13 protein-coding genes and 1 pseudogene are annotated in these 20,490 nt (G+C 38.3%); 12 read left to right on the top strand and 2 right to left on the bottom strand.

What is annotated here, in order from left to right; translation table 11 throughout:
* The first annotated feature begins 293 nt into the window (after positions 1–293).
* The 4 genes from FF105_RS08455 to pglX (FF105_RS08440) all read left to right on the top strand — a co-directional run bounded on the left by FF105_RS08455 (position 294) and on the right by pglX (FF105_RS08440) (position 8,676).
* A complete protein-coding gene (locus FF105_RS08455; protein ID WP_260355672.1) occupies positions 294–893 on the top strand; it encodes a DUF1819 family protein in 600 nt (199 codons plus the stop codon).
* A gap of 2 nt (positions 894–895) precedes the next feature.
* The gene (locus FF105_RS08450; protein WP_100665542.1) at positions 896–1,474 is read left to right on the top strand and encodes a DUF1788 domain-containing protein; all 579 of its coding nucleotides are present in this window, start codon (positions 896–898) and stop codon (positions 1,472–1,474) included.
* A gap of 16 nt (positions 1,475–1,490) precedes the next feature.
* Complete coding sequence (gene brxC / locus FF105_RS08445; RefSeq protein ID WP_290046644.1) at positions 1,491–5,075, top strand: BREX system P-loop protein BrxC; 3,585 nt, start codon at positions 1,491–1,493, stop codon at positions 5,073–5,075.
* A gap of 61 nt (positions 5,076–5,136) precedes the next feature.
* Positions 5,137–8,676 carry a BREX-1 system adenine-specific DNA-methyltransferase PglX gene (pglX, locus tag FF105_RS08440; protein ID WP_290046642.1) on the top strand — a complete coding sequence of 1,180 codons (3,540 nt, stop codon included), beginning with the start codon at positions 5,137–5,139 and terminating at the stop codon, positions 8,674–8,676.
* A 56-nt stretch (positions 8,677–8,732) separates the two neighbouring features.
* Here the strand turns inward: pglX (FF105_RS08440) and FF105_RS08435 are convergent, their stop codons facing one another.
* Positions 8,733–9,815 carry a tyrosine-type recombinase/integrase gene (locus FF105_RS08435; RefSeq protein WP_290046641.1) on the bottom strand — a complete coding sequence of 361 codons (1,083 nt, stop codon included), beginning with the start codon at positions 9,813–9,815 and terminating at the stop codon, positions 8,733–8,735.
* Positions 9,808–11,973 (bottom strand): BREX-1 system adenine-specific DNA-methyltransferase PglX, encoded by a 2,166-nt coding sequence (gene pglX, locus FF105_RS08430; RefSeq protein WP_290046640.1) that lies wholly within the window; start codon positions 11,971–11,973, stop codon positions 9,808–9,810. The genes FF105_RS08435 and pglX (FF105_RS08430) overlap by 8 nt, the downstream gene beginning before the upstream one ends.
* Positions 11,974–12,073: 100 nt before the next feature.
* Between pglX (FF105_RS08430) and pglZ the strand changes: the two genes are divergently transcribed.
* The 8 genes and pseudogenes from pglZ to FF105_RS08390 all read left to right on the top strand — a co-directional run.
* Positions 12,074–14,602 carry a BREX-1 system phosphatase PglZ type A gene (pglZ, locus tag FF105_RS08425; RefSeq protein ID WP_290046639.1) on the top strand — a complete coding sequence of 843 codons (2,529 nt, stop codon included), beginning with the start codon at positions 12,074–12,076 and terminating at the stop codon, positions 14,600–14,602.
* Between the two features lie 52 nt (positions 14,603–14,654).
* The gene (brxL, locus tag FF105_RS08420) at positions 14,655–16,727 is read left to right on the top strand and encodes a protease Lon-related BREX system protein BrxL (protein ID WP_176608530.1); all 2,073 of its coding nucleotides are present in this window, start codon (positions 14,655–14,657) and stop codon (positions 16,725–16,727) included.
* Positions 16,728–17,024: 297 nt separating this feature from the next.
* Positions 17,025–17,129 carry a putative holin-like toxin gene (locus FF105_RS08415; RefSeq protein ID WP_013102191.1) on the top strand — a complete coding sequence of 35 codons (105 nt, stop codon included), beginning with the start codon at positions 17,025–17,027 and terminating at the stop codon, positions 17,127–17,129.
* Positions 17,130–17,350: 221 nt separating this feature from the next.
* Complete coding sequence (locus FF105_RS08410; RefSeq protein WP_290046635.1) at positions 17,351–18,673, top strand: Y-family DNA polymerase; 1,323 nt, start codon at positions 17,351–17,353, stop codon at positions 18,671–18,673.
* Complete coding sequence (locus tag FF105_RS08405) at positions 18,666–19,034, top strand: hypothetical protein (RefSeq protein ID WP_148423945.1); 369 nt, start codon at positions 18,666–18,668, stop codon at positions 19,032–19,034. The genes FF105_RS08410 and FF105_RS08405 overlap by 8 nt, the downstream gene beginning before the upstream one ends.
* The gene (locus FF105_RS08400; protein ID WP_290046634.1) at positions 19,031–19,285 is read left to right on the top strand and encodes a hypothetical protein; all 255 of its coding nucleotides are present in this window, start codon (positions 19,031–19,033) and stop codon (positions 19,283–19,285) included. The genes FF105_RS08405 and FF105_RS08400 overlap by 4 nt, the downstream gene beginning before the upstream one ends.
* 16 nt (positions 19,286–19,301) lie before the next feature.
* Entirely contained in the window at positions 19,302–19,622 is a 321-nt protein-coding gene (locus FF105_RS08395; protein ID WP_290046633.1) for a MazG-like family protein, read from the top strand.
* 693 nt (positions 19,623–20,315) lie between these two features.
* Positions 20,316–20,490 (top strand): annotated as a pseudogene (locus FF105_RS08390) (MarR family transcriptional regulator); the annotation flags it as partial.

The following is a 20,490-nucleotide window of genomic DNA, read 5'->3' as shown; positions in this document are numbered from 1 at the left end:
TCGGCCCTGTTCCACCTACAAAAACACCCAGAAATCACGCCGTTTTAAGCTGAAATCCGGTTTTTGAAAAATTTTCGGAGTCCGGCAACTCTCGGTGCCGAAAAAACCTGTCCATAATCTTGACATCAGCGCCCTTTTTAATTTTCTTATTATTTCAGTGTGGTTAAATGTATAATGAATAGGTATGCATGTAGAATGATTTCTACACCAATTAACAAATAAATTTTCATAACAGAACCGACGAAGTCGATGAATAAATAAATAGCATCTGGGACGGTGTAATTGGAGGTAGTATGAAGAAAAAATACTCAGCAGGACAAGTGTCACAATCTTTCTGGCAGAAAGAATTTGGTATAGGTGTTAGTCTATTTTTGGCGGGAAAGTCTCCTACTGAAATGCGTGAGATGAGCTTGAATGAAAATATTTATCTTCAGGCATCTAAGGGAAGCCGTATTCGAGTTGCGCAAGCTATGAATCAACGATTGTCGGTCATTCCTGATAGTCTGCTTGATTTATATAATGATGTTGATTCACAAAATCAAAAGCTTATAAACTTAACAGCGATAATGAAGCTTAATCAATTGCTTGAGGACTTTATCATTGAAGATTTTCGAAATGAAATTATGTTGGGCGATTCTAAAATAGAAGATTATGAGTGGAAAGCTTTTATGCGACGCAAAGAAGGCGAAAGCGAAATTGTCGATAACTGGACGGATGAAACGAAGCGACGAATGCTAGTTCTATTAAAAACTTTCGTACGTTCGTCTGGCCTAAGTGTGGTTGACGAACAAGGCGTGGATATTATTCAGCGACATTTGCTAGATCCACGAGTTTTAAATGAATTGGAAAAAGAAAATCTAGGGATTTACATAACCGCATTTACAGGGGTATAGGAATGAGTGAACTGACTGAGAAATTTGAAAATTTGAGGCACAGACTAAAAGTGGACGGCTTAACAGCCCATCACGGTCTTTCAGGTGAGGTGCCATACTTTATCCTTGATTACCGTCCTCAAGATGAGTTGTATGTACGTGATGAGACTAATCAAATTGTCAATGGCGGACCATATGGTGAGCGTCAAATGAATATTAAGCTGTTCAACTTGTTCGATATTATGATGGATACTCTGAATGAATTTGGGTATACGGAAATAATTTATCAATTCGAAAAAGAACAAGGGATGGACTTTGTTATTGAGCAAATTAACAATTTAATGGCTACAAACGAAGAAAATAATCGATTTGTCGAATACATTAAGAGTCGAGTTAATCCGGATGAGGATATTATCTTTATTGAGGGGATTGGACAAATTTTCCCGCTTGTCCGTACACACAAAATTTTAAATACAATGACACAAGTGATTGACTACATGCCAGTTGTGTTGTTTTATCCTGGAAAGTTCGATAACATTAAACTAAGTATGTTTGGCGAGTTAAACGACGATAATTACTATCGAGCAACACAAATTAATTAATTTTAGAGAGTAAAAAATGAAAATTCAAGATATTTTTGAAAAGGATATTACCCGTGATATTCAAGGAGTTATCAAGGTGGGACAGGATGATGTCCAAACCATTAAACAGGATTTAGATGAGTATGTTGTGACGTCTGAGTTGCAACGGTATTTCGCTGATTTTTTTGATGCATATCAAAAAGGAATTAACGGTACGACAGACAAGATGGGTGTTTGGATTTCTGGTTTCTTCGGCTCTGGTAAGTCTCACTTCCTTAAAATCTTGTCATACCTTTTGAATTCTAAAGTTCAGGTTGATGGCATGAGTGCGGTCGAATTTTTCAAGCAGCAAAATAAGGTTGCTGACCCGATGACAATTGCTAATATGGATTTGGCAGCTAGTGTTCCTTCGGATGTTATTTTGTTTAACATTGACTCTGAATCAAAATCAGGCAATAAGTCCTCTGAAAATGCCATTCGTAACGTGTTTTTGCAAGTCTTTAATAAGATGCAAGGTTTTACGGACAAAAACTTTTGGCTAGCTGACATGGAACAAATGCTCGTTGCAGACGGACTATATGATGACTTTAAGGCTGCTTATAAGGAATTGAATCCTAAGCATGATGATTGGGAGAAGGGCCGTGATCGTTATGCATTTGAGGCGAAAATTGCAATCGAACCAGCTTTGAAGCAAGTTGGATATCAATATGATATGCCTAATTTCTCTGCAGATTACGAACTGAATATTAAAGATTTTGCAGAGCGTGTTGCTACCTATATCAATGCTAAGGGCGACAATCACCACGTTGTGTTCCTAGTGGACGAGGTTGGTCAATTTATTGGTGATGATATTAAGCGCATGTTGAATCTTCAAACAATTGTCGAAGAGCTCGGTGTTGCCACTGGCGGAAAAGCTTGGGTAATTGTTACTTCTCAGCAAGCAATTGATGAGGTTACCACTAATTTAAGTGGTACTGATTTTTCAAAGATTCAAGGCCGATTTGATACAAAGATTTCTATGAGTTCTGCAGACGTTGCCGAAGTAATTAAGAAGCGATTGCTCGCAAAAACAAATGATGCTGCTGGATTCTTGGAAGGTGACTTTGAAAACAATAAGCAAGCCATTTTGAATAAGTTTAACTTTGGTAGTGAGCGTAAGTGGCGAAAGTACACGTCTGCTCAGGATTATGCAGACGTGTATCCATTCGTACCTTATCAGTTCGAGCTGTTGCAATCAGTTTTGACAGCGGTGCGAGAACACGGATCTGACGGGAAACACTTGTCAGAAGGTGAACGCTCTATGCTGGCTATTTTCAAAGAGTCTGCAGAAAAGGTTGGCGAAGACGATACCAGTACGCTCATTCCATTTAGTTCATTCTACGATGGGCTTGAGGGATTTATTGATCACGAACACCGCATTGTTATTTCGAACGCTGAGAAAAATGAAGCGGTGAATCCGAATGAAGAGAAAAATCCGTTTGCCCTTCGTGTTCTACAAACGTTGTTCATGGTGAAGCACGTTGATTCTTTCGAAAAAAATATCGATGGAATTACAACCTTGTTGATTTCAAGCAATGATGAAGATGTTATTGAATTGCGTAAGCGTGTTGAAGACGCACTGAATGTGCTGATTAAGCAAGGTTTTGTTGAAAAAACGACAAAGGGATATGAATTCCTTACTAACACAGAACAAGATATTAAACGACAAATTGACAAGCAAATGGTTAATGACAGTGATGTTGATAAAAGTTTGGGTGATTTCTTGTTTGCTGAAATGCCTACTACATTCACACCAGACGGAATGGGAAAAGACTATAACTTTAAGTTCAACACATTTGTGGATGAGTATCTTCAAGGTTCAAATCGAAACGCACTAAATATGAAGGTCATCACGCCACTGAATGACATGAATAATGTTGATGTGAAGCTTGAGATGGAGAGCACAGAAGCTAACACTCTAGTGATTGATTTACCAAATAATGCTGAGTATATTGATGAATTACGTCAGGCTATTCGAATTGCGCAGTACCTCAGCCGATCATCCTCGCTTGATTCTAAAGCTAGCCAATTGATTAGCGTGCAATCAGAAGAACGGAAAAGCTTGATGGATGCCGCTAAGAAACATGCACTTGATGCACTTTCAGAGGCACGTGTATTTGTTAATGGAAATCAAATTGAGGGTAGCGTCATAAAGACGCGTCTGGAATCAGGAATGAAAAATGTTGTTGGAAACACATTCCGAAAGTTAAATGATTTGGTTCAGACACATACAGACCGTGATATCGTTTCACTTTTCGCATCTGATGACGGCATGGTATTGGATGCGGCCGATGTAAATCAAAATGCATTGGAAGACGTAAAAAACAAGATAACTAAAGAACTGACAAAGAATCCTAAAGTGTCATTGGAAACCATTATTTCGCAATTTCAAGCTATTCCATATGGATTCTCACCAATTGATACGCAATGGCTAGTTGCTAAGCTGTTCGTTGACGGTAAAATAGACATTGAGAGTGATGGCGAAAAAATCCTTGTTAAGGATGAACATTATTCTAATAAGCAAAAAGCCGTTTTGTTCTTAAAGAATCAAAAGAGACTCGCATTGACGATTAAGCAAGATATTCCGATGAAGCAACGTAAGACGTTGAAAAATTTGGCTAAAGAGATCTTTGGTAAGCGCGCCTTTCAGGATGAGACAGACGATGGTATGGTGCTTGAATTGCGAGATGCAACAATCAAGTATGAATATGACCGATTGTCAGATTACGAGGGGCGTGATTCAAAATTCCCTGGGCACGTTGAATTGCAAAAGGGAATTCAGTTGCTCAAGCGATTGCTGGGTGTGAAAGATACGGCCGAATTTTATGCGCAAATGTCGTCTATGGAGGAAGAATTGCTTGATTGGCATGAAGCTATGGAAGACAAAGATGTTAAGGACTTTTATGGTAATAAATCTTCTCAAGCAATCTGGGAGCAAGGAATAAAGAATGTTGATATTTATCATCGTTCCGAAGGCTTTATCACGAATGTTGAGCTAAATGAACTTGTAGACAACTTGGAATCGTTAATCAAATCAGGCACGGCTAAGAAAGTGCAAGATGTTAAAGCAAAGAATGAAGAGTTTTCAAACCTGTTTAACTCGGTTCTGGATGATGAGCAACAAAGAGTAATCTTGAGGGTACAGGATTACCAAGAACGTGGAGAAACGCTGATTTCTGAGACTGATTTGAGCGATTCTACAAAGTCACTGTTAACGTCAGATTATATTTCTGAAATGGAAAACATCCGATCTCAGGCTACGAAGGCTCTTGATTTAGAAACTTTGAATGGTAAGCTACCATTGGCTAGTTCAAAACTTAAGCAATTGATGGCTAAAGTGCAGTCGGAAGTGGCAAAGCAGCAAGTGCCTCCCGTTACTAATCAGGATGAGGGTGAAGGAATGAGTCGACCTGCTGAACCAGTCAAGATTCCACGCTTCGAAAGTTTACGTGACTACACCGGTACAACGAGCTGGCACATTACTTCTGAGTCAGACTTGGATGAGCAACTAGCGGAATTGAAGCAACGAGTTTTGGCACAACTAAATGATGGGAAAACGTCATTTATTGATTTGAACATCTAAAAAATTAGTCCAAGAATCTATTCTTGGACTGTACATAACCTAATGAAGGCGAGAAATAAAAATGGACAAACGGGCAATAAATAATTTTGCCGTTAAAGCACGTCGTGACTTAATTCGTGACATTACGAATAAGTTGGGGCTACTTGGTATTGATGAAGCTGGTATTCAAGAAAAACGTACTGAATCAACAGCTGAAATCGAGTATTATGGTGAGTTAGCTTACGAGATTAGTGGTGATGATATCAGGTTACGCCGAGAACTAGTGAGCCACTTAAAGTCACGTGTATCTGATGATTGGAATACGGTGCTTCAGGACTTTATTGAAGAGGTAGCATACACCTGGTTCAATCGAATTATTGCGATTCGATTTATGGAAGTTAATGACTATTTACCATCTAAAACACGAGTTCTATCATCTGAAAATGGGCGTACAGAGCCTGATATTTTGACAGAAGCGTTTGATATTGAAGACGATTTGCACGGATTTAACAGCAATCAGCGTGCTTTGTTAGCTAAAGCACTTGATACTGAAATTCCAGAAGACTTGGATAAGGCGTATACAATGCTATTCATTAAGCAAGCTAATGCATTGAATGACAATTTGCCTTATCTGTTTGAGCGTACCAGTGATTACATGCAATTATTGTTCACCCCCAGCTATCACGATGGGGTCATTAAGGACTTGATTGATGGTATTCCAGAGAGTGACTTTGATGTGCAGCTTGAAGGTCAAGTTGAAATTATTGGCTGGCTCTACCAGTACTATAATGAAGAACCTCATAATGCAGTAGTAAATATAAATGGAGGTACTGTCAAAACTAATGACATACCTGCAGCCACACAACTATTTACTACTGACTGGGTTGTTCGATATATGGTTGATAACTCATTGGTAAAATATTATCTTGAACGTAATGCTCATTCAGAGTTAGGAACTCATCTAGAATTTTTACTTCCTGATAGCTTGGAGATGGTTTCTGATGATTTAGACGTTACCCAAATTAAAGTAATTGATAACGCAATGGGTTCAGGACACATTCTCGTGTACGCATTTGATGTTTTGATGAAGATGTATGCTGAGCAAGGGTATTCGTCTCGCGAAGCATCAAGCCTAATTCTTGAAAACAATTTATTTGGATTGGAAATAGATAAACGCGCTTATCAACTGGCTTACTTTGCACTTATGATGAAAGCTCGCGAGTATAATCGTCGAGCTTTAACTTCGAATATTTCACCAAAGGTTTATGTTTTTGAGGACACTTCAAACATCAATGACAACTATTTCGAAAGTCTACCTGTGTCTGAATCTAACATTCAAGATTTGAAATACATTGTGTCTCTTTTCCATGATTCACGTACGCTAGGATCAATCATTCAAATCGATAAACCTGTAAAAACAGGTAATTTGCGAACAGTTCTAACTAACATTCCACAGGACACTTCGCTAGACTTAAACAACACTCGTGAAATTACTTATCAACTATTGCGTCTGTTAGACATAGTTGAAACAATGCAAAATAAGTACGAAGCAGTCATCACGAACCCGCCATATCTAAACAAAATGAACAAGGTCCTGAAAGAATATGTGAAAACGCATTATAAAGATTATTCAAGTGATTTGTTTTCCGTTTTTATTTGGCACAACATCAACATGACAGTGACCAACGGATATGCCGCATATATGACTCCATTTGTATGGATGTTCATAAAGAGTTACGAGAATTTGCGAAAGTCAATTTTGAACACTAAACTAATTTCTAGCCTGATTCAAATGGAGTATTCTGCCTTTGAAGAAGCTACAGTTCCTATCAATACGTTTGTTTTAAAAAATTCAAGCACATCGGAAAATGGTGTGTATATCAAATTGTCTGACTTTAAAGGTGGCATGGACGTTCAAAAAGTGAAAACATTAGAAGCGATTGAAAATCCCGATGTTGATTATCTATATCGAACTAACCAATCGAATTTTGAGTCTATACCTGGAAGCCCAATCGCGTACTGGGCGTCTGCTGATACTTTCGAATTAATTAATGAAACTAAAAAATTTGGAGATGCTTTTAATACACGTGCCGGTATGATTACTGGTGATAACTCAAAATTCATTAGATTATGGCATGAAGTATCACACGATAAAACGGGATTTAATTATACTTCAAGACAAGCTGCAGAAATGAGCGGTTATAAATGGTTTCCTTATAGTAAAGGTGGGGATTTCAGACGCTGGTTTGGAAACAATGAATACGTTGTAAATTGGGAAAACGACGGAAAATATATGCGGAATTTTAAAGACTCTACTGGTAAAATTCCAGCGCATGCGTTTAATTTAGATTATATTTTTCATCCCCAAATCACGTGGTCTTCTTTGTCTAGCAAAACTTTCTCGGCGCGTTTGGCTCCGAACGGTTTTCTTTTTGACGCTAGCGGTAGTTTTGGAGTGGTACCTGAAGTAGAACGCAGCTTTCAACTCGGCTTTTTAAATAGCGTTGTTGCGGAATATTACCTGGGATTAATAAATCCAACTTTGAATTTTCAAAAAGGTAATATTGCTAGTTTGCCAATTAAATCGAACGACATTCGCGTGGAACCAATTGTCGAAACACAAATTTCGTTATCAAAAGCGGATTGGGATTCGTTTGAAACCTCATGGGATTTTGCAACGCACCCATTAATCCAGCATATCGATGAACATAATCGAAATTGGAACCTTAAAGAAGCTTTTGAAGTGTGGAAAAGTGAAGCACAAGATAGATTTGATCAATTGAAGGACAATGAAGAAGAATTAAACCGTATTTTTATTGATTTATATGGTCTGCAAGACGAATTGACACCAGACGTAGCGAATAAGGATGTTTCCGTGTGCTTAGCAGACGAGGTTCGTGATATAAAGTCGTTCTTATCATATTTCGTGGGACTTGTATTTGGACGTTATTCTTTGGATGTGCCGGGATTGATTTATGCTGGTGGCGATTGGAATTCTGATCAATACAAGTCTTTCCAGCCTAACAAGGATAATGTTCTGATTTTGTCTGATGATGCATACTTTAATGATTCTCGGGACATTATCAATCGTTTGAAAGAGTTCTTGAGAGTTGCATTTGGAAATGAGAATGTTCAGGCAAATCTAGAATATATCGCTCAAATTGTCGGCAAAGGTGGCGGCACCGCGGAAGAAAAGATTCGGCAATACTTCATCAAAGATTTTTATGCAGATCATGTCTCTGTGTACTCAAAGAGGCCCATCTACTGGGAATATAACTCTGGAAAGAAAGAAGGGTTACGAGCATTGATGTATGTTCACCGTTATGATGCCGACACAACAGGAATGATAAGGACGGACTATTTGTTGCCACTTCAGGAAGCCTATGAAAACGCACTGGCCAATTTCGAATCACTTGTTGAATCAGAAACAGTAGCAAAGATTCGTAAGGTTTACGAAAAGAAAGTAACTCGTTTAACAAATCAAATTGATGAAATGAAAATGTTTGATCAAGTATTGCAACACTTAGCGACGGCACGAATTGAAATTGATTTAGATGATGGTGTGGTCGAAAATCATGTAAAGATCCAAGACGGACAAAAGTTGTTAACAAAAATAAAATAGTGGAAAAGGAGATTCCAATTTTGGAATCTCCTTTTTTGTGCCAAATATTGTGCCAATTATTTTATAGCTTGAAGAAGGATTATTATTTTGTTATCGTCCTGTTCTTCCATTTCTTTAATAATGTGCAAGTATGTCTGCTGTGTTGTGGTAACATTGCTGTGGCCTAGTCTCTTTGACACAGAAAGGAGATTTACCCCGCTGTACAACAAAATTGATGCATGAGTGTGTCTAAGTCCGTGAAACGGAATTCTTGCGATGCCTAATCCATTCAATTTGGAAGAGAGAATCTTATTTATTTCGGCGCTGACGATGCTATGACTGTTATATACGAAAATTGGATTCGTTTCCGGAATCTTGTGATGGCTGACAAATTTTTGAATAGCTTTAATTGTCTCGGAATCTACGACGATGTCCCTTTGAGATGATTTCGTCTTAGTTGGTTTAAATCCACTATTAAACTTATAGTCCCAAGTTTTAGTTATTGAAATTATATTGTTCTGGGTGTCTATGTCAGCAGGAGTTAGTCCTAATATTTCGGCGAAGCGCATTCCGGTCACGATTGCAACGTAGATTACAAGGTCTTCTAGCATATTTAAATCAAGATGTTTAACAAGTAGCTTGGTCTCTTTGTAGTCTAATGTCATGCGCTGCTTGTGAGGTGGAGTCCCGTTAATTACAGTTTTTCTCGTGGGATCAATAGAGATGATTTTTTCATCGAATGCATCAAGAAGTGCGGATTTTAGTTGCTTGTGAAATGTGTGTACCGTACGGATGCTATGTGTTTCTGATAATTTATTGATTTTCTGTTGGTACACAGTACGAGAAAGATCAGAAAGGCGAATTCCCTTAAATAATTGTTTTGCATGTTGCAATGTATTTTGATATTTAATAAAGGTTATCTTTGAAACGGTAGGCTTTTTATACAGATTTATCCAGTGTTCGAAGTAATCTGAGAAAAGCTGTTTGCCAGATTGAAATGAAATTAAATTTGGATGATTTGTTTGGAGTTGAGCTGCTGCAGAAATGGCGTCTGATTTTCTAGGAAACCCAGATTTTCGCAACTTTTTATATTTACCAGATGTATCTTTATATGAAATTTCATACTGCCAGACTGAGCCACGCTTTCGATAACTAACCATAGTTGACCTCCAAAAATATTTTTTGGCTCAAGTTTGGCACATTACAGTGGTTAAGTATAGGGGTGATATTCCAATTTCGATTATGTTCATCGATATGCATTACAAAAGGATGGACTGAAAAATCAGCTGAAGTTTCAAATGAGTCCCAATCGTGTTTGCTTATAAATATATTACTATCAACTAATATATCCACTTGGTCAGGAACCTTTTTAGGATCGAATGGCAGTGACTTGATAGTCCCTGATTCAAAGTTTAAAGTTTGTGACATGCCCTCAATAATGGCTAAAGCAGTATTTGAATTTAAGAATCCCATAGCCTTGGACAGTGTCGTAGAATCTGTTTTATCAAACAAAGACATTCCAGCAACATCAAATAAGGAACCCGAATTTAGTTGTCTGATAGCAATCTTTCCGGATGAAATTTTAGACCAAGTGAGCCCGATTTTGAAATAATAGTCAGAATTTCTCATCACTGAGTGTGAGTCTGAAATAAGTTCACGACCTTCATCTCCCCAATACAGGTAGTCCAAAATGTTTCCATACCATTTTCGGTATTTTCCACCTTTATTATAGGGAACCCATTTAGTATCGAGATTATTTAACTCGAACCAATGCCGTAGGTAATGAGCATTATTCCCAGTTGTTATACCATTACCACCGCCAAAGTACGTGCCCAGTGGTGGGAGGACGTCAAAGGATTTAATCAAATTATTTGAAAGCCAATATGAAATTCGATGTTCAGGTATTTTTTTAAAAATCGATTGGTTAGTTCGATAAACATCCTTTGATTCCGTCGAATTTACAGCATTAAGATATGCAGCTTGCTTCTTTTTTTGTGAGTCGTAGTCTACCAAACGGACAAAAGCCCCAACGTAATCGGACATTTGTGTATTTTGCATTACAAATGCCGTTGTTTGAACAACCTCTCCGCCTATTTCTTCGAAAGCTTTAGTTCCGAGGTGAGCCATATTAATAATAGATTGCTTATTAATTTTATTTCTTAAGCGTTCAAAACTAGATAAAAACATCCACTGATGCTGAGTAATCATAGCATACAAACCATTTGAACCAACAAACTTTGCAAGTCGTTCAATGAACACGGCAAATAAATCAGACTTTGAATCAACATAATTTGATGTCACATAGGCCTTTAAATCTTTTGGCATTTTGCTAGCTTGCATATATGGTGGGTTAGTTATAGCTATAGTAAAGCGACTACTCAAAATCTTGGCCACTGGCAACATGTTTCGAAGCGTCTGCTGCATTTTACCAGCTTCAATCGCATCAAATCCGTCTTCGTTAATAAGCAAATTTGATTTTGTTAGTTTTTGTAGTTCCTTAAAATCTATTGCTTGATTAATTTCAATAATTGACCCAAGTGAATCTCCATGTGAAAAAACAGAAAGTAATTGACGCAGAGAATTTTTTATTCCATTCGTATCAACGACATCCGCCTTCTTGATAAGCAGATCTGCGAAGTCAACTGAATCAGATATGTTTGGCACATCAAACACATTTGGCCGAGTTCCTTGCGACAACACCTTACGATTGTCTTGTCTAGCTTTCATCATTATTGCAAAGTAAGATAACTGGAAAGCTCTGTTATCGATATCCAAGCCAAACAAGTTTTTTTGCAATATTAATTCTGCCGAGTCCTTCTTTGAAAAACCTTCGGATTCGTAAATTTGTTGCAAAACATCATAAGCATAAACCAAAATATGGCCAGAGCCCATGGCAGGATCAATGACGGTTATATCTTCAGGTGTAGCAAATTGTTCTGGTGTGGAACTTGAAACTTGTAGTTCTTGGTTATCAGATGATTCTGGAAGGTAGTATTCCCAACCGAAAGATTGCGCAATTTCTTTTTCGCTTCGAGAGTCGCCTTTTTTTAATAGACCGCGTATCCAATAACGACCTATCGAATTTTCAACCATGTAGCGTACTACCCAATCCGGGGTAAAAAGCTGGGTAACTGCTGGAATATCTTCTTTCTTGTATGACTTCTTTTTAAATGCCAAGTCTTTTGGCTCTTCATTATAGTACTGGTACAGCCAGCCAATAATTTCAACTTGGCCTTCAAGTTGCACATCAAAATCACTCTCAGGAATACCATCAATCAAGTCCTTGATAACCCCATCGTGATAGCTGGGGGTGAACAATAATTTATATGTTATAATAGGGGATGCTGACTAATTTTGATATAATGAATTAAACACCGTTTATGACGGGACAACGTATAAAAGGAATGAGTATCAGTACATGGTTGAATTAAATACAGGGGAGATTGTTGAACGAATTCGTACGTTATTCGCGCAAGGAAAACAGTTTGTTTTTTGGTATGACGCAAATGCGGATTTCGCAGATAATATCGGAGAAATCACTGCACAATTGACTCAAACGACAATTGAAATGCTTCCGGGTGAACAATTTAAGACTAAGTTAGAGGTTTTGAGTCTTGAAAAGAATGGGGAAGCTGCATTAATATATTCGCCTGCAAAAAAGCCTGGCTTATCACAAAATTTAATGGCCGATGTAGAACGCTACTCGGTTGAATTTACAGCGGACGCAACTGTAATGCTTCGTGAAGAATTAGGACTGGAAGAGAAACACCAAGAGTTTGTTGTGGACAACATGAAGTTCTTCGGAAATAAGGAGCGCATTAATAAATTTAAGGCGTTAACTAAAGACCGAAAAATTAACAATCCAGTTATTGTTATTTTAGCCGCTCTTGCAAAGGCTAACGGCATTTCATCTCTGGACATTCTTAAGTCGGTTATTCAAACGGACTTAGAAGATAATCAAGCGTTGAATGAGTTTAAAAAATTCAATGTTTATGATCAGTTTTGGCAAGGAATGAGTAGCCAATTTGGTTATTTTTCTTCAGAGCCGAAGTTGAAAGAATTGTTAAGTGGTATGCTTGTTATTACGGCATTCGATCAAATGGAACTGGATCTTCCTTCCCAAGTAAATGTTTATCAATCGTTTGCGAAGACTAATGTTATAGCTGCAGTTTCGCAATTGATGAATATGGCTAATTTCACGTCTCGTATGAAACAAATTGCCGATGAAGTCTGGCAATTTATTAACGGAGAATCGGTTTTTAAAAACGTTGAGATGAATGATTTGATTAAATCTGATGTATTTAGAAATTTTGATTTAAAAATCATGGATTGGGCTGCTACTAGTTTAGTGAACTCAGAACTTCAGCCTAATGGGGTTGATTTACGTTTCTTGACTCATGAACGACAGGATACGATGTATGCGAATGAGTACGAATCGGCGTACAAGATGATTCGAAAGGCGATACCAGTATTAGCTGGTAAAGCGTTTGGTGATTACGAAAACGTAGAAAAATTTGCAGAAGCGTATGTGGATACAAAAAACGGGCTCGCTAATATCGATACATCATATCGTAAGTTTGTTGACTATCGTTGGACGTTAGATTCTGAATTGTTTGACTCGTTTGATACGCTTGCACAACGTGTAGAACAAAGCTATTTAAATGGCTTTTTGAACCCGATGATTAAGCGCTGGTCTGATGTGTATGATATTAAGTCCATTGAATCACAAAAATTGCAGAGAAATTTCTATCGAAACAAGGTTGCTTCAAGCAAAAATCCAGTTGTCGTAATTGTTTCTGATGCATTGAGGTTTGAGTCAGGACAAGATTTAGCGAAGTTTATTAATAGAGAAAATCAACTATCTGCTGAAGTTGATTATATGATTACCGGCGTGCCGTCGGTGACATACTTCGGTATGCCGTCATTACTTCCTCATGAAGAGCTGACGTATGATGCGTCGGTGCCTACGGTTTTGGTGGATGGTGTTAAAGCAACAGATTTGGCTTCAAGAGAGTTGGTTTTGCAAAAACGCAATGCTAAATCAAGGACGATTGCTGCAGATAAGGTGATGAGTACCAAAACGGAAGACTTAAAGTCTGAATTCGTGGGCAAAGATGTTATTTACGTATATCACAACGGCATTGATGCAATTAGCGACAATGCAAAAACCGAACGTAAAACGTTCGAAGCGACTGCTCAGACTGTCAGCGAAATTCAATCAATTATCAAGCGGTTAAGAAGCGCAAATCGCACAAACTTTATTGTGACTGCGGATCATGGATTTATTTATCGTGATTCCGAACTGGACACCACAGATAAGATTGATCTTAAGCCAGCTAACTTTATGAAAAAAGCACCAAGATACGCCGTTTCGAAAGAAAAATTTGAACAGACGGGCGTTGATTCAGTGGCGATTAGTGATGTTTTGGACAATGACCAAGAGGAAATAGTGTACTATCCAACTTCCGCAAACGTCTTTATGTCGCAAGGGGCTGGTAAAAATTACGTTCACGGCGGTGTTTCGCCACAAGAAATGATTGTGCCGGTGATTGCTGTTCACTCAAAGCGTGGGGCAGATACATCTGAAACTGTGGAAGTTCAACTGAGTCCAGTCCCACACCGCATTACTTCTCGAACTATTATTGTCAGCTTTAACCAATTGCAACCAATTAGTTCCGACGTGAATGGCGCTACGTTTGAAGCGAAGTTTGTGGACCAAGCGGGTGACGTCATTTCTTCTACGGAAGTTATTAATGCGTTTAGTGATGACCAAAATCCAAGTAAGCGAATTATTAAGAAACGCTTTGTAATCGCGGACCAAGTGTATGATCAAACGCAAAGTTACTTCTTGATTGTCGAAAATGTTGAAAATAAGCAAGAAACAATTCGCGAAGAATTTACGATGGATCTTGCAATCACTGGAGGTTTCGATTTTGACTTTAGTTAATGATGACAACAACTTACACGATGACTTAGAGAGTTCAAATGACGACGTAGATATTACTGCCACTGAAGTTTTAGCCTCTGGGAGTGATAGTAATTTCGACTTGCTGGACAAGTTGGAAATTAACTTTCCTGGTCGTTTTGTTCGTAAGGATTTGACGCAGCGAATCAAAGAAGGCGCAAACGTGCCGTCTTATGTGTTGGAGTATCTGCTTGGTATGTATGCAAACTCATCGGATCCAGCAACTATCGAGCAAGGTGTAGAAAACGTCAAGAAAACACTAGCAAACAATTATGTTCGTCCAGACGAGGCGGAGAAAATTAAGTCAAAAATTCGAGAGAACGGTGCTTATACCGTAATTGATAAATTGACTGTTACTTTGAACACGCGATTAGATCGGTATGAGGCGGCGTTCAGTAATTTAGGCATTACGGGAGTGCCAGTGGATTCACGTTATCCTCAGGATTATGAGCGTTTGCTAGGCGGAGGTATCTGGGCGATTGTGCGACTAAGTTATTATCACGATGATATGGAAAGTGATAGCACAGCGCCATTCAATGTAGAAAAGCTTACTCCAATTCAAGTTGCCGGACTGGACATGTCTGAAGTTCGACAGGGAAGAGAAAAATTCACTACGGACGAGTGGATCGATTTGTTGCTTCGAACGATTGGGATGGAACCAACTCAATTTGAAAAGCGACAAAAGTGGTTATTCATTTCACGTCTAATTCCAATGGTGGAAAACAACTACAACTTCGTGGAACTGGGTCCTCGTGGAACCGGAAAGTCACACGTGTATAAAGAATTATCACCAAATTCTATTTTGGTTTCAGGTGGTCAAACGACTGTTGCAAACTTGTTTTATAACATGAGCCGCCACCAAGTAGGGCTGGTTGGAATGTGGGATACTGTCGCTTTCGACGAAGTAGCGGGTATTACATTTAAAGATAAAGACGGCGTTCAAATTATGAAAGACTACATGGCATCGGGATCATTCGCACGAGGCAAGGATGAAATTCAAGCAAGTGCGTCAATGGTGTTTGTTGGAAATATCAACCAAAGTGTAGATGTTGTTATGCGGACATCACATTTGTTTGATCCATTCCCCGATGTAATGGCCAACGATTCGGCATTTTTGGACCGAATTCATAATTACTTGCCTGGCTGGGAAATTCCAAAGTATAAGCCTTCTTTTTTTACAAAGGGATATGGCTTCATCACTGATTATTTTGCGGAAGTGATGCGTGAGTTGCGTAAAATTTCATATGGTGATGCTTTCGAAGCGTACTTCAAACTAGGGAATCAATTGAATCAACGTGATACAATCGCGGTTCGTAAGACAGTGTCTGGAATGATCAAGCTTATCTATCCTCATGGAGAGTTTAGCAAGGAAGACGTTGAAGAAGTACTTCGATTCGCCATTGAAATGCGACGCCGTGTTAAGGAACAACTTAAGAAAATTGGTGGCATGGAGTTTTTCGATGTGAACTTAAGTTACATTGATAATGAAACGTTTGAAGAGAAGTTTGTCGCAGTACCTGAACAAGGATCTTCAACATTAATTCCTGTTGGAACTGAGAAGCCGGGGCATGTTTACTCAGTCGGTTATGATGCTGGAAACCGACTGAGTTTGTTTAAGATTGAGACTCAAATGACTGCGGGTAACGGCAAGTTTGCGACTACTGGTATTGGTGGTCACCGTGGCGCGAAGGAAAGTATGGATACAGCATATAAGTATCTGAAAGCAAATGCAGGCCAGGTTAGTGGTACTATCTCGTTGTCACAACATGACTTTATATTGAATGCTACCAACTTAAATAATGGCTTGATGACAGACCATTTGTCATTGGCGACGTACCTTGCTTTGATTTCAATTAGTCTCGCAAAGCCAACTGTTGATAGCCTTGTTGTTGTAGGAGATTTAACAATTGGCGGATCAGTAGTTAAGCCTGAGAATCTTGCTGATACGCTACAGGTTGCACGGGATAGCGGTGCAAAGAAAGTGTTACTACCAATGACCTCAGCTGCCGATTTTGGTACTGTCCCTAGCGATTTGCTAGGATCATTTACAATTATTTTCTATAATACGATTGAAGAAGCTGCTTTTAAGGCTTTGGGTGTTGAATAGTTACAACATATAGTGATTTTAATACAACTATTGGGTTGATTCGTTTGAATCAACCCTTTTTTGTCTGCATTTGCTCTATTAAAAAACTAAAATTTGAATGGTTTTATGATATATAATAAAGGTATCTATTAATAGGGCAGACGATGAAAATGACGGTGAAATCAGATAAACTTGTAATTCAAAATATTCCCTATTCCGAAAAAGGACTAAAAGGTTTAGAACGCATATCACCTGCCGACCGGCAGGTGGCGCTGGTGTCAAAACTGTAAACCCAGATTCTAGGAAAGGAGATGCCTAGTGTCCGTTTCGGATACTTTACAGTTAATGATTGGTTTTGGGACATTTGTCTTGATACTGGTTGGATTAGTTGTTGAGCTGATAAAAAACAGCAACAAAAAATGATCATCTTGCTTTAGCTGGGCTGATGATCATTAGATGAATTATTAACTTAGCCACCGTCTATACGGGTTTGCTAGGAGTCGTAGTTAGCGCTACGGCTCTTTTCTATGTCTTTATTATAGCATAGATTTTTCTTTTGTCACAAATTTAATGTTTTGTTCGCTTGCTTAAACGAACGCTTGTTCGTATAATAAATTATACACAATTGTTTTTGGAGGTTGCTGATGGAAAACGCAATCACAACTGAATATGATTATAGCAAAGAAAAGCGTGGCGTGTTTTTTTTAATTGATTCAAAAAGTTTCTATGCCAGTGTTGAAAATGTTGAGCGAGGCTTTAATCCACTAAAGGGCGATCTAGTTGTGATGTCTGAACAAGCAAACACGAATGGTGGTTTAGTCCTAGCGGCCTCACCAACAGCTAAGAAGGACTTAGGCATTAGTAATGTGATGCGCCAGCGTGATTTACCTGATGTGCATGGCTTGTTTATCGCACATCCTAGGATGAATAATTATATTGCTGAAAACCTAAAAATCAATAATATTTATCGTCAATATACCGATGATATTAATTTGCTGCCGTATTCGATTGATGAGTCTATTTTAGACGTAACCCATTCCTGGCGGTTGTTTGGCAAAACCCCTGAAGAAGTCGCTTTTAAAATTCAAAAGCAAGTTAGAGCGGAAACGGGTGTCTATTTGACAGTTGGCATTGGTGACACGCCTGTACTCGCAAAAATAGCCTTAGACATTGAAGCGAAACACACTAAAAACCTGACGGGTATCTGGCATTATGAGGATGTGCCGACAAAATTGTGGCCAATTACGAAACTGGATGATGTCTGGAGTATTGGTTCCCGCACAGCACACAAACTTGAAGTGATGGGTATCCATTCAATGTACGATTTGGCGCATCAAGACCCTTATCAATTTAGAGCCAAAATGGGATTGGTTGGTGAGCAACTGTTTGCCTTATCTTGGGGCATTGATCGTACTGATATGACTGAGGTGGTCGTGCCTAAAAGCAAATCATACAGTAATTCTCAGGTATTACCGCGTGATTATAAACTAAAAGAAGAGATTGAGATTGTTGTTCGTGAAATGGCTGATCAAGTGGCGACCAGGATTAGAGCACATAAGAAACAAACTTGTTTAGTCAGTCTTTTTATTGGTTATTCCTTTGCAGAAAGCGAACGCCAAGGGTCTCATGGTTTTAGAAAACAACAAAGAATTGATCCCACTAATGATACCCGCAAACTAATGGCAATTATGGTGGCTTTGTTTGAAAAGCATTGGCATGGTGAAGTGATTCGTCATATTGGCATTGATTATGGCGGCTTAATTGAGGACACTGGCGTGCAACTTGACCTCTTTGAGCAACCAGAAAAATCAATTAAATCCAACAAGATTGATCAAATTGTTGATGAAATTCGAAAACGCTTTGGCACCACAGCTCTGATGCGGGCGATGTCCAAAGAAAACGGCGGTACGGCGATTAACCGTGCCAGCCTTGTTGGTGGTCATAACGGAGGTAACAGCTATGAGTGATGCAGAATTCAGTAAGATGATTAACAATTACTTTCAAAACGACTATCGCGAACGTGGTAAGGTGAAGTGGAATGGCTATTTTCTGTCAGACCATACCTCAGCTTTAAAACGTGAAGCACAGACCAAAAATGCAGTGCCTGTTAAATTACCAATGATGTCCTTAACGGCTTGTCAAAATATCTTGCGTCATGCCTCAGCGAATTATGAATTTGTGACTGTACAACAAAATATCTCAGATGCAGATGGTAACCTAGTGCCAAACCTAACAGGCTTAGTAGATGGTTTTTCTGACCTGGGTGTGTATGTGCAAGAGACCTATATTGCCTTTGAAAATATTAGAGCGGTGGTGAAAGAAGAATGAATCAAATTGATGCTATCATTGAAGATATTAAAATGATGTTTACTAAGCAACCCAACACAATTTATGAGGTGAGGGTGGTAGATCAGATATACTCAAAGAAGGTTAATATTTTCTTTGAATATTATAAAATTGGCAAAGCGACCCACTCACAACAAATAGCTCGTTTAGACAGTGAATACAGAGAACAGATACCTGAAATCATTACTAAAATTCGCAAGGAAACGGGTTTAACAGTTAATACCAACATTTAAACAAAGGAAGTTCAAAATGATAATTGATGAACATAGACAATGGCTAATAAATTTTTACAAACAACGTGAGTGGTATCAGTATTCACCGTTTATCCGCCTCAACTTTTTGATGGAAGAGGTTGGTGAGCTGGCACAAACAGTACGGGCCATTGAATTAGGACGTGATCATCCTGGTGAAACATCACAAACACCGACGCAACTTAATGAGCATCTTAAAGAAGAATTAGCTGATGTTTTGGATCAAGTTTTAATTTTGAGTGATAAATATCAGCTAGATGTGGACGACTTAATTGTCCAAAGTGAAACAAAGCTAAAAAAGCGCTTTCATGAAGGCTAAAGATTCATGCTATAATGATAAACGTAAATGATACCAGTGGCATTTACAACGCGCTTAACCATTGGATACCGACTATTATAGTTCGGTAAAAGCTCTGATTATTCAGGGCTTTTTATTTTGTTATGAATTGTTATGACGCGGCCAATATATCATTAGTGCTAATACAAGTGAAAGAATGAGAATAATTAGCACCAGCATCGCTAAGACACTTTTGATGCCAAAAGCAATAGCTAGACTTATCAAAATAATTAGTGGTAAATAAAAGTACCAATATGAAATCAAGTGATCAACAAATAAGATTCCTAAATACAGGAAGGTGTCAAGGATGTTTCCAAGCAACCAGAACAAGAACATCGCCAATAAACATGCACAAAAGATTTACATGATTGTATCCTCCTAATCAGACAGTTGTGTGAGAAAAAGTGAAAAAGGATTCTTCATCACTGAGGGATAATTCAATAGATTCTTAGTACCAAAATGCGATTGCTTGTGGAAAGTGCAGACATGACAACCAAATGTGGTTGGATAACCATTAATAAAACAATAATCTGAAAACATCTGTGGCAAGATCCGTAATAGCTTTATTAATTCGATTCATAATTGTTTTCCTTCTTGTAAAAAAATTTCTGTAAATAAAATTTATATTGAATAATTATGTCGTGTACGATATAATTATTTCCAGAGGAGTTAGTCATGATTAAAAAAGGACAATTATATGACGAACTGTGTTTATCGATATACAATACAAATCGTTATTTTCATCGCTTGTATGCAGAACTGTTAGGGGGTTATGAGTTATCTTATTTACAATATATGTCATTGCTCATTATCTATAAGAAAGAAAAAGCGAAGTTGATGGATATTGGCG

This window comes from Leuconostoc sp. UCMA20149, from assembly GCF_030400235.1.
GTDB lineage: Bacteria > Bacillota > Bacilli > Lactobacillales > Lactobacillaceae > Leuconostoc > Leuconostoc pseudomesenteroides.
This window is presented reverse-complemented; position numbering and strand designations above follow the sequence as displayed.